This is a genomic window from Polaromonas sp. CT11-55, from assembly GCF_047303325.1.
Classification (GTDB): domain Bacteria; phylum Pseudomonadota; class Gammaproteobacteria; order Burkholderiales; family Burkholderiaceae_C; genus Polaromonas.
In genome coordinates, this window is record NZ_JBKBEX010000002.1 from 14,160 (window position 1) to 30,842 (window position 16,683).

The following is a 16,683-nucleotide window of genomic DNA, read 5'->3' on the forward strand; positions in this document are numbered from 1 at the left end:
GTGGCGTGGCCACCTTTGCCACCAATTCGCTCGCCTTGGGTAGCCACACCCTGAGCGCAGAATATGCTGGCGACACCAACAACAGCCCCTCAACTTCTGGCGCGGTTGTTGTTGCCATCAACACCGGCACCCTGACCTGGCAGTACGGCTATGACGCCATGGGCAGGCCCACCACCGTGCTGGACCCCAACGGCCTGGCGACCTATACCTACTACGACAGCCTGGGCCGTCCGATCCAGACCCAGCAGCCGGCCAATATCGGCAGCGCCACGCCAACGACCACCGGCTTTGCCTACAACGCCGCAGACGGCCTGACCCAGGTCACAGACCCGCGTAACCTGGCGACCACTTACAGTCCCAACGGCTTGGGTAATGTCACGGCCCAGACCAGCCCGGACACAGGAGCCAGCCAGTACACCTATGACGCTGTCGGCAACTTGCTCACTAAGACCGATGCCAGAGGCAAACTGACCCAGTACACCTACGACAACGGGAACCGCCTGACGCGTGCCCACTATGCGACAGGCACCGACAGCGTCTTTGAATACGACGGCGGCGCCACCCCGACACCGGGTGCCATCGGTGAACTCACCAAGATCACCGACGCCAGCGGCCAGGTGACTTACAGCTACGACAGCATGGGCCGCAAGACCGGCAAAACCCAGGTCACGGGGGCCAGGACATTTACGGTGGGCTACACCTGGGGTGACAGCGGAAGCGCCTTGGACAAGCTGACCGCGATTACTTACCCGAGCGGTACCCGGGTCAATTACAGCTACGACAGCTATGGTGATGTTTCCGGAATTACCGTGAACCCACCGAACGCCAATGGCGTAGGCACTAATACCGGTAGCACCTTGCCAATGCTTAGCGCAATTACCCGCAATGCCGAAGGCAAACTTACTGGCTGGACCTGGGCCAGCACCAAAACCCAGGCGATCAGCTATGACGCCAATGGGCAAATCAGTGCTTACAACCTGGGGGACCCCTCAACAACCGGTGTTCGCCGCACCATTCTTCGCGACAGCGCTGGGCGCATTGCGAGTTACACGCATGTCAGCAATGGAAGCCCGGTTCCAGCGCTGGACCAAAGCTTTGGTTATGACAACCTGAATCGCCTGATCAGCGCCACCTTGGGCGCCACCTCAATCCAGTACAGCTACGATGCCACGGGCAACCGTACGGCCAAGGTTATTAGCGGCACGAGCTACCTCAACACTATCTCGGCCACCAGCAACAAGCTGGCCCAGACCCAGGATGTCGGTGGCACGGCGACCGTGGTGCATGACGCGGCGGGCAATATCACCAGCGACGGGACCAATACCTATACCTACAGCGACCGTGGGCGCATGGCAACGATGACCAATGTGGGTGGGACCGTCACCTACAGCTACAACGCGCTGGAGCTGCGCGTTGGTAAGACCGGGCCGACAGCCCTTGTTCCAACAGGGGCGGCCTACTACGTCTATGACGAGTCGGGCAAGCTCTTGGGCGAATACGATGCCAATGGCACTCCGATTTACGAAACCGTCTATCTGGGCGTTCCGGTTGGTGTGATCACGCAGACAGGTACGGCAGGTGCAAGCAATATTGCCATTGGCCTGTACAACGTCTCGACGGATCAGGTCGGTGCGCCTCGGGTCCTCGCGCGACAGTCGGATGAGGCTATCGTCTGGCGCTGGGATTCGGCTGAGGCGTTTGGTGCGACGGCACCGGACCAGAATCCGAGTAGCCTGGGAACCTTCAGCTTCAACCAGCGCCTACCAGGCCAAATCTTTGATGCTGAGAGCGGTTTGTTCCAGAACTGGAATCGTGAATACAGCCCGCGTATTGGACGGTACATGCAGTCCGATCCTATTGGATTGAAGGGAGGCATCAACACGTTTGCGTATGTGCGAGGAAATCCCGTAAGTAGAATTGATCCGCGTGGATTGTTTGACGAAGTTCACCACAGAGAACTTACGAACAAGTCTGTATCTGAAGAGGGGTTAAGGAAATTGCTTGGAGATGAATTTGGGCAGGAGGTTGCCGATGTTGATAAGTGGAGGCATTCCCAAAAAGCGGATGCCGAGCACTCACCCTGGCACAACATGTGCGCGCCGGGGCAAACAGCGGAGGCGGTACAGATAATCGTGCAGCGCATAGTTGATGATGCAATTGAGTCATGTGACAAGAAGAAACTGACTCTTGCAGTTCACGCAATTCAGGATGGCTCTGCTCGTGGGCACAAGGGGTGCCAAACGTGGAACGGTCACGTGTCATGGGCTCATTTGAAGGGGGATATCGCTCCAGACGATGATGAAAAGGCTGAAGCGGTCAGAAACACTCGACAACTCATACGAAAATTTGCGGAGAAGTGCTCATGTGGCAATTAATACTTAGTACTCGAGTCAGTACGTGCAGAATGTTCGTGATCTGGCTATGTATGCTTGTTAGTCTGATTTACGGATGTGGTACGCCGAGACTTTCTGAAGTAGCCATTCCCACAAATAAGCAGAACTGCGGCCTTCAGGCTCCGCCAGACGGAGCTGGAAGTAACTATGTTCACGGGACATATCTTTTTATCTATCCACGGGCGATGCCAAGCAATTACACCGGTTGTCAGGTGGCTTGGGATGAAGACGGAAGAAAGTGGATGGTGCTCTTCATAGAAGATGGGCATACAAAACGCGAGTGGGTAACCTATCCTTCCGGTTCAAATGACGGCAAATACGTTTGTATTTATGAGAATGATTCGCTCGTAAATGTCGAAGAGAGGTTTTGCCGGCCATACCAGCAAGCAACGCCTTTTGGCGATCTCTTATTCAAAAGCGTAGATGTTGGCGCTGATCCAGTCGCTCTCCGGAAACTGAAAGAGCTACAGCATAGAGCTGCAACCAGATAAAGCTGTGAATTTTCGCGCTTGTTTGACCCGCTTTTTCATCGAGCGCTGAGCCATAGATGACATCCCTTAGCGCAGGACGGAATACAGATTTCAGGGTTGTGATGGGATCAAGCGGCTGCGAAATAGGCGGGGCAGGTCGACGTGAAACTCAACAGGCCGGCCCACCACCGTGCTCGACCCCAATGGCTTGGCCAGCTATACCTACTACGACAGCCTGGGCCGGCCGATACAGACCCAGCAGCCGGCCAATATCGGATCCGCTACGCCAACCACCATCGGCTTTGCCTACAACGGCGCTGACGGCCTGACCCAGGTCACTGACCCGCGCAACCTGGCCACGACTTACAGCCCTAACGGCCTGGGTAACGTCACAGCACAAACCAGCCCGGACACGGGCACGAGTCAATTCACCTATGACGCCGTTGGGAAGGTGCTGACCAAGACCGACGCCAGAGGCAAGCTTACGCAGTACACCTACGACAACGGGGATCGCCTGACCCGTGTGCAATACGCCACCGGGACCGACAGTGTCTTTGAGTATGACGGTGGCACCACGCCCACGCCGGCCGTCATGGGTGAACTGACCAAGATCACGGATGCCAGCGGCCAGGTGGTCTACACGTACGACAGCATGGGCCGCAAGACCAGCAAGACCCAGGTAACGGGCGCTCGTACTTTCACTGTTGGCTACACCTGGGGTGACACAGGCAGCGCCTTGGACAAGCTGACGGCGATTACCTATCCGAGTGGCACCCGGGTCAATTACAGCTATGACGCACAGGGTGTGGTTTCGGGCATCGCGGTCAACCCGCCGAACGCCAATGGCGTGGGTACCAACACCGGCAGCACACTACCCCTGCTATCGGGGATCACCACCAATGCCGAAAGCAAGATAACCGGCTGGACCTGGGCCAGCACCAAGACCCAGGCCATCAGCTATGACGCGAACGGCCAGATCAGTGCCTATAACCTGGGTGACCCGACAACAACCGGTATCCGCCGCACCATTGTTCGTGACAGCGCGGGGCGTATCACGGGTTACACCCACACCAGCAATGGAACTCCTGTCCCCGCGCTGGACCAGAGCTTTGGTTATGACAACCTGAATCGCCTGATCAGCGCCACCCTGGGTGCTACGGCTATCCAGTACAGCTATGACGCCACGGGCAACCGTACGGCCAAAGTTGTCAGCGGAACCAACTACCCCAACACCATCTCGGCCACCAGCAACAAGCTGAACCAGACCCAGGATGTGGGGGGGACGGCCACCATCGTGCACGACGCCGCGGGCAATATCACGAGTGATGGGGCTAATACTTATACCTACAGCGACCGGGGCCGGCTGGATACCATGACGAATGCCGGCGGCACAGTCAGCTACAGCTACAACGCGCTGGAGTTGCGGGTTGGCAAGACTGGGCCGACAGCGCTTATTCCAACCGGTGCGGCTTATTTCGTCTATGACGAAGAAGGTAAGCTACTCGGCGAATACGATGCGAACGGAGCTCCGGTCTATGAAACCATTTACCTGGGAGGTCCGGTCGGGGTAGTCAAGCAGACAGGTACTGCGGGCGCGAGCAACATTGCGATTAGCCTTTACAACGTCTCGACTGATCAGCTTGGTGCGCCGCGCGTCATCACCCGCCAGAATGATGAAGCGATTGCTTGGCGCTGGGATTCGGCCGAGGCTTTTGGTGCAACGGCGCCTGATCAAAATCCCAGCAGCCTAGGGACCTTCACGTTTAACCAGCGCTTGCCCGGTCAAACTTTTGATGCAGAGAGTGGATTGTTCCAGAACTGGAATCGGGAGTACGACCCGAGAATCGGGCGCTATATGCAGTCCGATCCGATTGGGCTTGAGGGGGGCATTAATACCTTTGCATACGTCGACAATGATCCGTTAAGTTATGCCGATCTAACAGGTCTGCAGGTAACAATTCCAGCGCCCGTCATTGCGCCGCTAGCAGGTTCTCTAGCTCGCCCATCTATTGGGACATTGATTGATCCCGTAGTTACCCCAGGCATTCCTCCAGAGCAGGATCCTTACGATCCGAAAAAAGATCAAAAATGTAAAAACCTTCAAAAGCGAATAAAAAATTTGCAAGATGAGGTTTACAACAAACGTTACCCAGACCTGCAAGCAAATCCTCAAAATTTGCCTCAACGGATCGGGCCGGGAGAAGCGCTAAAAGATACGGTTAGAGGCCACGAAAAACTCTTGAATCGACAATTGCGCAGGCTCAGAGAGCTCGAAGAGCAACACCGCGATGAGTGCCTGTGTTAAATTGAGGGGCACGAATGATCGATCAATTTCCCGATTTGTTAACTCAGATTTCTGCCGCAGAGAGTGAGCGTAGTGCTGCTCTCTGCAGCCGGCTTGCTGACACCTTCGAGGATGATTTGCTTGAGCACGATGGATTCCCCGATGCCCATTTAAATTTCTTCTTAGCCTTGCTATCGAAGAAGCAGTACTACGACAAGCCAGGTGTTTGGAATTTTATTCTTGCTGTGAATAATTCGAGGGATGCTTTGACCAGCGCACAGTGCGAACGCATCACGACTGCCTTCATCGATAACTTTGCGGCTTATCAGGACAAGGATTTGTGCTTTGCTGTCTGCGACTTTGTCGCTCGAAATTTGGAGTCATTTAAAGCATCTGACTTGCTGCAACAGTTGAAGCGCCTAGAGTTGCAGAAAGCCGCTGATTTGCGGGGTTATGCAGATGAAGGCCTCTATATTCTTGGACAAGAGATTAAGCGTGCGGCTCGGAATGCTACAAACTAAATAACTGTTCACGTCTGTCCTGCCAGAGCAAACAGCCAATCTCCTTCTTAACCTAAAACAGAAGGTCGCCTGCAACTCCTTAGTCGCTAAGGCTGGGGTTCACCGTGCCACCAGCATTGGTCATGGTGGCCAGCTTGTGGATTTTCGTGCTTGATTGATCCGTTTTTCCATCGAACGAAGAATCATTGGTCACACCCCTTTGCATAGGACTGAAGGGCAAAATTCAGGTTGTGATAGGGTCAAGTTACTGCGAAAAAGGCGGGCACATCGACGCGGAATTCAACAGTCAGTAAGTCCCAGGCACAAAAATCCCGCTATCCACCGCCTTGATATCCGTCCGCCCGCAAAACGCCATGGTCAGGTCCAGCTCCTTGTGGATGATCTCCAGCGCCTTGGTCACGCCCTGTTCGCCCATGGCGCCCAGGCCGTAGAGAAAAGCGCGGCCTATATAAGTGCCTTTGGCGCCCAGGGCAATCGCCTTGAGCACGTCCTGGCCGGAGCGTATGCCGCCGTCCATGTGCACTTCAATCTGGCTGCCGACGGCCGCGATGATCTCGGGCAGGCAGGAGATGGAGGACATCGCGCCGTCAAGCTGGCGGCCGCCGTGGTTGGAGACGATGAGGGCATCGGCGCCTGAGTTGACGGCGAGTTTCGCGTCCTCGACGTCCTGAATGCCCTTGAGGATGAGCTTGCCGCCCCAGCGTTTTTTGATCCACTCCACGTCGCCCCAGTTGAGGGCCGGGTCGAATTGCTTGGCGGTCCATTCCGAGAGCGAGCCCATGTTCTCCACGCCCTTGACGTGGCCCACGATGTTGCCGAAGCCGTGGCGTTGGGTGCCCAGCATGCCCAAACCCCAGCGCGGCTTGGTCATGAGGTTGAGGATGGTGGAGAGTGTGGGTTTGGGCGGGGCGCTCAGGCCGTTCTTGAGGTCTTTGTGGCGCTGGCCGAGGATTTGCAGGTCCAGCGTGAGCACCAGCGCGGAGCAGTTGGCGGCTTTGGCGCGGTCTATCAGGCTTTCGATAAAGGCGCGGTCCTTCATCACATAGAGCTGGAACCAGAAGGGGTGCCGGTCGGTGCCGGCGGCCACGTCTTCGATGGAGCAGATGCTCATGGTTGACAGCGTGAAGGGGATGCCGAATTTTTTGGCGGCGCGGGCGCCCAGGATTTCACCGTCGGCATGCTGCATGCCCGTGAGGCCCGTGGGCGCGATGGCGACGGGCATGGCGACCGGCTGGCCGATCATGGTGGTGGCCGTGCTGCGGTTTTCCATATTGACGGCGACGCGCTGGCGCAGCTTGATCTTCTGGAAGTCGCTCTCGTTGGCGCGGTAGGTGCTTTCGGTCCACGAGCCGGAATCGGCATAGTCGTAGAACATGCGGGGCACGCGTTTTTTGGCCAGGACGCGCAGGTCTTCAATATTGGTGATCACGGGCACGGCGATAGTCTCCTTGGTCGCCCAATGCTAAGGGTTTGGGCTGCCCGGCGATTGAATAAATTTTGGCGGGCTTCAAATTATTTCAATACGGGCGCCTTGGCGCCGGCCGCGGCCTTGGCCTCGTGCACGCCGGCGCCGCGCACTTCAAAGCGAATCTCGTCGGCGACCTTGCCGCCGGCATCGACCAGCTGCACCACATGCCGGCCCGGCCAGGGCAACCACTGGGCCTGCGGGCCGCGCGCGAATTCCTTGCCGTCTATCAGCCAGCGCGTGCCGCGGCCTTCTGCGCTGAAGCTGATGCGCTGGTGCTTGGGCGGGATGTCCGGGTCCAGCGCGATGATGGTGCCCGAGGCCGGGGCGGTGATGCGGGGCGGGGCGTCGGGTTCGGTCGTGGCTTTTTTGCCGGACCTGGAGGCCTTGGCCGGGCCGAAATCGCCGGTGCTGGAATTCGCGGCAAACATCGCCTGCTCCGTGCCCTGGATAAACCACTCGCTGCGCGCGGCCTCCAGCGGCGTACCGCCCTGATTGCCGAACTGCGTGCGGCTTTGCACCAGGCCGGCGGGCGGTGTCGGCGCGCGGCTGCGTTCGGTCTTGTGCAGGTAATTCATGAGCGCCGCCCAGATGGGCGCCGCGCCGCTGGTGCCGCTCACGTCCCACATGGGCGCGCCGCTGGCATTGCCTACCCACACGCCCACGGTGTAGCGCTGCGAAAAGCCCATGGCCCAGTTGTCGCGCATGTCCTTGCTGGTGCCGGTTTTGACGGCCGTCCAGAAGCGGGTGGCCAGCACGCTGTCGGTGCCGAAGGTGCGCGCGCGCGCCAGCGGGTCGGCCATGATGTCGGTCGCGATAAAGGCGGCGCGCGGGTCCAGCGCCGGTTTAAAGACAGGTTTGGGGTTTTTCGCGAGTGAGGGCGCGCTGTAGCGCCCGCCGTTGGCCAGGGTGCGATAGGCATTGGTGAGCGACAGCAGCGAAACCTCGCTGCTGCCCAGCGCCAGGCTGTAGCCGTAGTAGTCGCCCGATTCCTTGAGCGGCAGGCCCACGGCCTTGAGCTGTTTGTGGAAGGCGTCGGGCGAGACCATGACCAGCGTGCGCACGGCCGGCACATTGAGCGAGGCGCCCAGCGCGGTGCGCGCCGACACCAGGCCCTTGAACTGACGGTCGTAGTTTTGCGGGATGTAGAGGCCGCCCGAAGTCTGTATCTGCGAGGAGGAATCTTCGAGCAGCGAGGCCGCCGTGATGCGCTTCTCGGCAATCGCCTGTGCATACAAGAATGGTTTGAGCGTGGAGCCCGGCTGGCGCAAGGCCGTCACGCCGTCGACCTCGGCTGCATCGCTCAACTCACCCGAGGAGCCCACCCAGGCCAGCACCTCGCCGGTGGCGTTGTCCAGCACCACGATGGCGCCGTCTTCCACGTGGCGGCCGCGCAGCTCGCGCAGCTGCTGGGTCAGGGTTTGCACGGCGAAGCGCTGGAGCGGGGCGCGTAGGGTGGAGGCCAATGCCCAGGGCGCGTTAACCCGGCCTGGGGCGTTGCCGGCCTGGGCGGCCACCAGCCGGCGCGCCAAATGCGGCGCCACGCCCTCGCTCGCATCAAAAGCCTTGCGCTGCAGCGCGGCGGCGGCAAACAGATCGAGCCCCTCGCAGTCCACCTTGGCGGGTGCTTGCATGACCTTGAGTACGCCGCAGGCGCGCTGCGAAACCTGCGCCGCCTTGGCGTTGGGCGCGCGCACCAGTGCCGCCGCGATCGCCGCCTCGCGTTCGTCCAGCCCATGCGCGGCCTTGCCGAACAGTGTGCGGCTCAGCGCGTCTATACCCACCATTTCGCCACGAAAGGGCACAAGATTCAGGTAAGCCTCGAGGATCTGGTCCTTGCGCCAGCGCGCTTCCAATATCTGGGCCGAGACGGTCTGGCCGACTTTTTGCGTGATGCTGCGCCCGCCCGCGCCGGCGCGCCAGTCTTCGTCCAGCAGCCCGGCCAACTGCATGCTGATGGTGGAGGCGCCGCGTGTTTTGGTGTTCCACAAATTGCCCCAGGCTGCGGCCGAGACCGCGCGCCAGTCCACGCCGCTGTGCTCGTAAAAACGCTTATCCTCGCTGAGCACCAGCGCCGTGCGCAGGGCGGGCGACACATCGGGCAGCGCCACCCACTGGCCGCGCCGCACAGCCTTGTCGGTGCGCAGGCGCTGCAGCAGCTCGCCGTTGCGGTCCAGCACCAGGGTTTCGGAGGGTTTGAAGTCGCGCTTGACTTCGTCGAAGCTGGCGACGGCGTGGGCGGGGCCCGTGGTGCACGCCGCCAGCAGCAGCGCAGCCGCGATGTGGCGTCTGATTCTGCTCATACCGCCAACCCCAGCTTGGTCGCCGCGCTGAAAAGCTGCAGCAGCTGCGCCTGCCAGAGCCCCTCGGCGTCCACGGCGGTCTGCACCAGCACGGTCTGCGTGACGCGGTCCACCAGCACGCGCTGGCCGTGGTGGCCGTTCATCATCATCCAGCTGCCGTCGGGCTTGGGGTGCCAGAAAAAGTACTTGTAGCCGAAATAGCGCATGGCCGTGCCGTGCCGGCCCTGGGCGTCGGCGGCCGACCAGGAGGAACATTCGTCTATCCATTTTTTGCTGACGACCTGGCGGCCTTCGATGGCACCGTTCTGCGCGATCAGCTGGCCCAGCCGGGCCCAGTCGCGCAGCCGCGCGCCAAAGCCTATGCAGTTGAACTCCTTGCCCTTGCTGTCGCACAGCCAGCTGGCGTCGCCCTCGGCGCCCAGGGGCTGCCACAGGACTTCCTCGCAAAAGGCGGCAAGGGGCTTGCCGGTAATCTGGCGTATCACCATGCCGATGGTCAGCGGGCACAGCTCGTTGTAGTTGTAGCGGGTGCCGGGCGGCTCCTGCACGGCGTTCCAGCCGCGCACCACGGCCTCCAGGTCGGTGTTGCCGCCGGAGAAGGCGCGCGGGTAGATCGTGGGGTTGTCGCGGTCGTGCAGTATGGCCGCGCCGCTGGACATATTCGCCAGATGGCGCAGGGCGATGCCGCCGTGCAGTGTGCCCTTGAGGTCCTCGACATACATCTGCGGCGTGTCGTCCATGGAGCGGATCAGGCCGCGGTCCAGGCAGATACCCAGCAGCAGCGAAGTCACGCTCTTGGCCATGGACCAGCTGGTCATGCGCATCTCGGGCTTGCGGTCGAACTGGTAGGACTCCAGCAGCACCTGGCCCTTGCGCGCGACCAGCAGGCCTGTCACCGGCCAGGCCTTGAGGTAGTCCGCCGCCGATGCCGCGACCGGTGCAAAGGCCTTGAGGTTGTCAGCCGAGGCCACCACCAGCGGGGAAGCCTGCGCCGGCGCGGCGATGGGGCGCGCGCGGAACATGGCCTCGAAGCCGCCCGAATAATTGCCGATGCGGTAGTCCTTGTCGGTCCAGTTGCCGTTGGGGCCCCTGCCTGTCGGGTAGCCCAGGCTGCGCTGCCAGTCGGCGGCCGCCGCGGCCGCCGCGCGCGGCAGGGCAATACCCGCGGCGAGTGCGGCTGCGAGCGAAGCGGCGACGGCGCGGCGCTGGATCATTTCGCGGCTTCCACCTTGACCCGCGCATTCGGGAATTCACCGAACATCTCGGGCGCATACATGGCTTCCACGCGGCTGGGCGGCAGCGCGAAATCGCCGACGTTGTTCAGGCGCACGGTGTATTCCATCTTGACCACGCCCTTGGGCAGGTACTCGTAGTAACTGCGGAAAGCCTCGAAGCTGCGCTCCTCAAACGCAGGCCAGCCGGCGCCGGTCTTCTTCTCGCCGCTGGTGGCGATCTCGGAATCGCGGCCCAGGCCGCCGCCCAGAATCGTCGCGCCGCCGGGTACCGGGTCGCTGATGACGACCCAGGTCATGTCGGCACTCGCGTTGACTTCCAGCGAGATGCGGATCACGTCGCCGCGCGTGTAGACGCCCTTGACGGCTTGTTCGACCGGTGTGATGGTCTTCTTGATCTGGTAGCCGGCGTTGAACGGTTCCTTGAGCTGTATGGCCGCGATGGACTGCAGCGTGAGCCAGGGCTTGCCCGGGCCCTGGTGGGTCACGGTCAGCGTGTCTTTCGTGGCGCTGCCCCAGGGCAGGAACATGCTGTTGTTGCGCAGGTTGCCGGGCGAGGCCGGCGCGCCGAAGAAGGTGGTCTGGTTGGGCGCGCCGGCCGCGTCCGTGGTCTTGACGCGGTCGACCTTGGCCCACTCCACGCTGGCCGCACTCGCGGCGGCAGCGGCCAGCGTGGCCTTGGTCACGCCGGCCACGGGCGTGGCTTCGAATTTGGCCGAGAACTTGTCCAGCGCCAGGCCGCCCCAGAGGTTGGCCGTGGTGGTGTGCCAGGCGCCTTTTTGCTGGCGCGAGATAAAGCCATTGGCCAGGCGACCCATGTCGTCCTTCCAGGCCGGGTCGTCCATCACGGCCAGCATCAGGCGCGCGGTGTTGACGTCGCCGTTGGTCATCAGCCACCACCAGTAGTCGTCTTTTTCGGTGCTGAAGATCAGCTTGGTGCCCTGGAAGGACAGGCGCGAGCGCAGCACCTGGTTGGCCTCGGCAATGCGCTGCTCGCGCTGGGGCGCGTCGGCCACACGCTTGAGGATGTTGAGCCAGTCGATCACCGCATGCGTGGGCCACTGGTTGGGCGCGATGGTGATGCTGCCCAGCATGCGGCCCTGGGCCTTGCCGTAGCGCGACAGCGCCTCCAGCGCGGCCAGCTTGCGCACGTCGAGGTCCTTGCGGGGGCTCCAGAAGTCGCGCTGGATCCGGCCTTCGACAAAGGCGATCAGGCCGCGCTCCATGGGCGCTCTGGCCTCGTCGGGCAGGGCAAAAGCCGGGTTGAGGCCGGAGGCCTCGTGTGTGGCTGCCAGCAGGTAGGCCGTCAGCGCGTCGCTGCCGCGGTTGGCTTCGCCGTCGCGCGGCGGGAAGTAGTTGGCCAGGCCGTCGCTGTCGAGGTAGGTGGGCAACTGCGCCAGCACGGTCTGCCAGAGCTTGCCGTCGCGCAGGCCCACGGCCTTGCTGGTTTTTTGCTCCAGGCAGATGAAGGGGTACATCGCGAAGTAATCGCGCACGCCGTCCATGCCTTCGGCTAATTTTGGCTGCAGCGACATCTTGAGGCCACCGCGGCCCGGCAGGGCGTCGGCCGGCGGGTTCACGTCCAGCGTGAAGCTTCCGTCGACCTGCACCAGCGTGGCCTGCTGCACCGTCAGCGGCACGGCCGGAATGATGCGCTGGCGCGCCTTGAGGCCATCGCGCGCACCGCTGATGGTGTCCTTGGCTTCGATCTCCCACAGGATGGCTTCGGCGCGTGTGAGAGCTAGTTGCGCGGGCGCGGTGACCATCCAGGCCACTTCGCGTGCCTCGCCGGCGGGGATGTCCACGGTCTGCGGCTTCAGGTCGAGCAGCGTGGCGCGCGGGCTCACTTCGACCTTCATCGCGGCCTTGGTGGTGTTGCGCAAGGTCAGCTGCGCGCGGAACTGGTCGTCCTCACGCACCAGCGGCGGCAGGCCGCTGATGATCTGCAAGTCCTGCGTGGCGCGTATCGAGGTCTGGCCGGTGCCGAAGAGGCCGGTGCCGGCATCGGCCACAGCGACGATCTTGAAGGTGGTCAGCGCGTCATTGAGCGGCACCGTCACCACGGCCTGGCCCTTGGCGTCCAGCACCACGCTGGGGTTCCACAGCAGCAGGGTTTCCAGCAGCTCGCGTGTGTTGCTGCGCCCGCCGCCGCCGCCGGCCGCCACGGCCTTGCGCCCGTAGTGCCTGCGGCCAATGATTTCCATCTGCGCGGTCGAGGTCTCCACGCCCCAGGCGCGGCGCTGCAGCATGGCACCCAGCAAATCCCAGCTGTCGTTGGGCATCAGCTCCAGCAGCGCCTGGTCCACCGCGGCCAGCGCCACTTCGGCGTTGGCGGCCGGCTGGCCGTTGGGCAGCTTGGCCGTGATGGTGACTTTCGCCTGGCCGCGCACCGCGTAGCTTTCCTTGTCGGCTTTCACGCTCACGTCGAGCTGGTGGGCTTTGGTGCCCACGCGGATTTCCGCCACGCCCAGACGGAAGGCCGGCTTGCTCAAATCAACCAGCGCGGTGGGCGCGACGTATTCGCGGCCTTCGTACCAGAAGGAAGTCCACCACTCGCGCGGCGCCTTGTAGCCCCAGGTGAAGAAGCTGTACCAGGGCACTTCGCGCAGCCGGCCGCGCAGGGCCAGCACGCTGACGTACACATTCGGGCCCCAGCCCTCCTTGATCTGCAGGTTGACGGTCGGGTCCTGGCCGTTGAGCTGCACCACCTGGGTTTCGATCACGCCTTCGCGTTCAATCGCGACCAGTGCCGTGGCGAAGCGGAAAGGCATGCGCACCTGGAACTTGGCCATCTCGCCGGGCTGGTAGCTTTTCTTTTCGGGCAACACGTCCATGCGGTCGTGGTCTTCGCCGCCGAACCAGAGCTCGCCCTGGCGCGTGACATAGACATTGCTGGCCGCCTGAATGGTGTTGCCGTCCTTGTCCTTGGCGGTCACGATGAGTTCCACCTCGCCCGGCTCGCCGAGCTTGGTCTCGCACAGCAGCAGGCCGCGCGAGTCGCTCTTGCCGCTGCAGACGCTGCCGAGGTCCTTGGTCTCGGTCTTGTTGTCATAGGTGTAGAAGCCGCCCACCATGCGCTTGCGGCTGGTGGTGGTGATGCGCGCCACGGCTTTCACCTCGAGCGATACGCCTGGGGCGACCTTGCCTGTGAGGTCCAACGCCAGCGCCTGGAATTTGATTTTCTGGCTGGAGGAAACCCAGCCTTCGGTCTTGATACCGGCCACCACGGCGGCGGGCCAGACGGTGGAGACGCTGCGTATCGTCTGCACTTCGCCATTGGGGTCGGCATAGCTGGCTTCCATCAGCAGCTCCTGCGGCTGCCTGTGCGCGGGGATGTCGTTGATGGTGAGCTTGCCCGCGCCGTTGCGGTCCAGCGTGAGCGGCAGCTTGTCGGCGATCACGCGCTGGTCTTGCGAGGCTGTGCGTTCTTCGTTGTCCTGGTTGCCGCTGCTGTCGCGGTTGTTGCGCGGCGGCATGAAGTTGAATTCTTCATAGTCGCTGTAGCTCAAACTCTTGGCGCGCACCAGCGCCGATACACGCACCGGCAGGTTGACGGCGCCGCCGCCCGAGACGTAGTTGATCTGCACGTCGGTTGGCACGGACTTCACGTTGATGAGCGCCTTCTTCTCGGAAGGGTTGATGCGGCCTTCGAGCACCGGCAGGCGGAACTCTTCGACACGGAACTGCCCGCTGCTGAAGCTGCGGGCGCGGTTGCCCCGGCCCTTACCGCTGTCGTTCGGGGCCTTGAGCTGGACTTCGTAAATCCCCAGCTTGGCGGCCGGCGGGATCGCAAAAGTGTTCTCGGCGCTCAGGCCGCCGGTGGCCGTCTTGCGCCAGCTGATGGGCTGGGTGTATTGCTGGCCGCTGCCCACATGGGTGACGACCAGGGTGGCCGGCGTGCCCTCGGGCAGGCCGAAGCCCTTGCTGGTTTCGGTGCGCAGCACATGCTTCATGGACACGGTCTCGCCGGCCCGCAGCAAGGTGCGATCAAAAATCGTGTGGGCCCGCTCGTCGGGCAGAGGGTCGCGGCTGGTCGGCACATTGAAGCGCCAGGGCTCTATGCCCTTGTGCCAGTCGCTCCAGGTAAAGGCCAGGTCTTCGACACCGGCTACTTTGCTGCGCGCGCTGACGAAATAGGCATTGCGGTAGTCGTCGTTGTTGCTGCCCGAGCAGCGCGGCGGCTCGGACGACAGTTCGCTGAAATTCGCGATACCCTGCGCGTTAGTGACCGCCTTGGCGACTTCGGTGCCGTTGCAGCCCGAGACGCGCACCGTGGCACCCGCCACCGGTGTGCCCTTGTCGAGTGTGGTGACCCAGGCCAGCGAGTTTTCGCGGCCCAGCTTGAAATGCACGCCCAGGTTGGTCACCAGGGCCGAGGTGCGCACATACATGGTCCGGCTCGCACCGTGGCGCTCGTCCAGCAGCGAGGTACCGAGTTTTTGCGAGGCGATCTCGACCACATGGAAACCGGGCGCCAGAGGGATGCCCACGACTTCAAAGGGGCGCGGGTCGTTGCCCACGGGCTTGGGCAGGTCCAGCGTCTTCACGCCGGCCTGGCCGCCCAGCAAAGACAGCATGCGCGACTGAACATGGTCCTTGTCGCGCGCTTCCAGCGGCTTGGGCAGCGGGCCCTTGACGTCGGCGGCCGCCGCCTTGCGCGAGACTTCGTATTCGTCATAGCGCTGCACCTTGCGGAACCAGGCAATGATGTCGGCGTCGGTGCGCGGCTGCAGGTCGCTGACCTTGCCGGCGCCCGGGGCGAGACCTTTGACCTGCAGGGCCGCTTCCACGTTGCGCAGCGTCACCGGCAGCAGGGCCGGGTCGCCGGGCTTGGTATTGGGTTCGGCAAAACGCTCGACGATGCCGAAGGGCGAGGCGGCGAATTTCGCCAGCGGCGGCATTGCGCCGGTGGCCACCTTCAGCGGAAAGCTGTCGGCATTGCGCAGCGTGCGGCCCGAGGCGTCCTTGAAATCCCGCGGCAGCTCCAGCGAGAACTGGGCCTGTTCCGGAAACAGCGGCTTGAAAGTGATGTTGGTGACCACGTTGTCGCCGTCGCTGTTGCCTTCTTCAAAAGAGGGCTTGAGCGTGTCCTTGTCGCCTTTGAGGCGTATTCCCTCGGCCAGCTTGCGCGGCACGGGCGCATTGAAAGACAGGCTCATGGGCCGCATCGGCAGGCAGGCCGACTGGGCGTTTTCGCGCTCGCAGCTGAAGCTGGCGGAGAAGGGCTCGCGCACCTGGAAGTTGTAGCGTTTTTCGACCGAATTGGGCACGCCGCTGGGCGTGCTCACGCCCTTGCCGTAGACCAGCTGCAGCTTGCTGGCCGAGCTCAGGCGCCGGTTGCAGGCCAGGGTGACGTAGCGCAGCGGCTCGCTTGCCGCGGCCTTTTCCAGGCCCTGGGACTTGAGCAGCTCCTCGCGCTCCTTGCCCTCGATCAGCTTGACGGGCACGCGCTCGCCCAGGCCTTCGACCGCGCACCAGACGTTTTCGCGAACGCTTTGCAAGGTGGCAGGGCCGTTGAGCTGCAGCAGGAAGTACTGCTCTTCGTCGATGCGCTGGTAGGTGCCGGGGCGCAGGTTCTGGATGAACGGACCGCCGGTGTTGAACTTGTAGGAAGAGGGGCCCGCCACCGGCTGGCCCTTGGGCGACTTGAAGGTGCCGACCAGGTTGACTGTGCAGCTCACGCCGGGCGGCAGGTCGTTCTCGAATTCAAACGCCCATTCGCGCTCGTTGATCCAGCGGCCCGAACCCTTGGTGGCCTGGGCGTCGCTGCAGCTCAGCGACAGCGGGGCGGGCGCTTTCGGGTCGCCGAAATTGACGGCCCCTTCATCGAACTTGGCGACGATCTGCCGCACACGCGCGACCTCGCCCTGGGGTGAGAGACTGGTGACCTGCAGGGCATGGGCATGCAGCGAGGCCGCCGCGATCAGTGCCAGGGCGGCTTTTTTTATGGTTGGGCTCACGTTTCCTCCTCTTTCGGAAGGGCAAGCGTAGCCGATTTATATGTAACAAGGTATG

The 16,683-nt window shown here is 62.4% G+C and carries 7 protein-coding genes; 3 read left to right on the plus strand and 4 right to left on the minus strand.

Features of this window, described 5'->3' with window-relative positions; translation table 11 throughout:
- The first annotated feature begins 5 nt into the window (after nucleotides 1-5).
- The 3 genes from ACEN8I_RS01905 to ACEN8I_RS01915 all read left to right on the plus strand — a co-directional run bounded on the left by ACEN8I_RS01905 (nucleotide 6) and on the right by ACEN8I_RS01915 (nucleotide 5,668).
- Nucleotides 6-2,375 carry an RHS repeat-associated core domain-containing protein gene (locus ACEN8I_RS01905; RefSeq protein WP_413325706.1) on the plus strand — a complete coding sequence of 790 codons (2,370 nt, stop codon included), beginning with the start codon at nucleotides 6-8 and terminating at the stop codon, nucleotides 2,373-2,375.
- Between the two features lie 678 nt (nucleotides 2,376-3,053).
- Complete coding sequence (locus ACEN8I_RS01910; RefSeq protein ID WP_413325708.1) at nucleotides 3,054-5,168, plus strand: RHS repeat-associated core domain-containing protein; 2,115 nt, start codon at nucleotides 3,054-3,056, stop codon at nucleotides 5,166-5,168.
- 14 nt (nucleotides 5,169-5,182) lie between these two features.
- The gene (locus tag ACEN8I_RS01915; protein ID WP_413325710.1) at nucleotides 5,183-5,668 is read left to right on the plus strand and encodes a hypothetical protein; all 486 of its coding nucleotides are present in this window, start codon (nucleotides 5,183-5,185) and stop codon (nucleotides 5,666-5,668) included.
- 286 nt (nucleotides 5,669-5,954) lie between these two features.
- Here the strand turns inward: ACEN8I_RS01915 and ACEN8I_RS01920 are convergent, their stop codons facing one another.
- The 4 genes from ACEN8I_RS01920 to ACEN8I_RS01935 form a co-directional block, all read right to left on the minus strand.
- On the minus strand, nucleotides 5,955-7,103 hold the full coding sequence (locus ACEN8I_RS01920; RefSeq protein WP_413325713.1) for an L-lactate dehydrogenase: 1,149 nt from the start codon (nucleotides 7,101-7,103) through the stop codon (nucleotides 5,955-5,957).
- A gap of 77 nt (nucleotides 7,104-7,180) precedes the next feature.
- A complete protein-coding gene (pbpC, locus tag ACEN8I_RS01925) occupies nucleotides 7,181-9,436 on the minus strand; it encodes a penicillin-binding protein 1C (protein ID WP_413325715.1) in 2,256 nt (751 codons plus the stop codon).
- Nucleotides 9,433-10,650 (minus strand): serine hydrolase domain-containing protein, encoded by a 1,218-nt coding sequence (locus ACEN8I_RS01930; RefSeq protein ID WP_413325717.1) that lies wholly within the window; start codon nucleotides 10,648-10,650, stop codon nucleotides 9,433-9,435. The genes pbpC and ACEN8I_RS01930 overlap by 4 nt, the downstream gene beginning before the upstream one ends.
- Entirely contained in the window at nucleotides 10,647-16,628 is a 5,982-nt protein-coding gene (locus ACEN8I_RS01935; RefSeq protein WP_413325719.1) for an alpha-2-macroglobulin family protein, read from the minus strand. The genes ACEN8I_RS01930 and ACEN8I_RS01935 overlap by 4 nt, the downstream gene beginning before the upstream one ends.
- Nucleotides 16,629-16,683 lie beyond the last annotated feature (55 nt).